Below are 540 nucleotides of genomic sequence, written 5' to 3'. Positions count from 1 at the left end.
TGGGAGGGGCTGGATATAGAAGGCTTCGTCTATCAGCATGAAATGGTGCGCTATGTCAGCGAAGCCCAGGTCGGCAAGGATGTCGTTTTCGTTATCAAAGGCATGCACATCGCCGCACTGGATGGCGGTTCGCTGGAGGTTTACTGGAAACTGCTCAGTGCGAGCTCGTCAGTCCCAGCGTTATCTGCACGCGTGCAATTGTCGGTGGGAGATACACGGCCGCAGTTGCTTGCACCAATTGTCGAGGGAGCGATAAGGGGAACACTGGATCCGGAGCGAGTGACGGACGGCACGCTTGTCGTGCTTCAGCCTTATGCCCGAATGGCGGCGGGGGATCGGGTCACATTGCTGTGGGGCGCTGAAGCAATGCCGGCAACGTTCAGCGACAGCCTGAAGGTCGAAACATTTGCTGTCGCTGACGTGCTGTCATTCTGGGTTGACGGGGCGCACATCGCTGCACATCTCGGTGGTGAGGTGTCGGTGCGCTATCGAGTGGAACAGTCCGGTGCCGCGGTTCGAGAATCCGAGTCGGCAAGAATC

Annotated in this window: 1 pseudogene; it reads left to right on the top strand. The window is 58.3% G+C overall.

The features are described 5' to 3' along the window. Positions 1-540: pseudogene (locus tag BK660_RS30265) on the top strand (hypothetical protein); the annotation flags it as partial.

It is taken from the genome of Pseudomonas brassicacearum, from assembly GCF_003732265.1.
In the GTDB taxonomy this organism is placed as follows: domain Bacteria; phylum Pseudomonadota; class Gammaproteobacteria; order Pseudomonadales; family Pseudomonadaceae; genus Aquipseudomonas; species Aquipseudomonas brassicacearum_D.
This window is presented reverse-complemented; position numbering and strand designations above follow the sequence as displayed.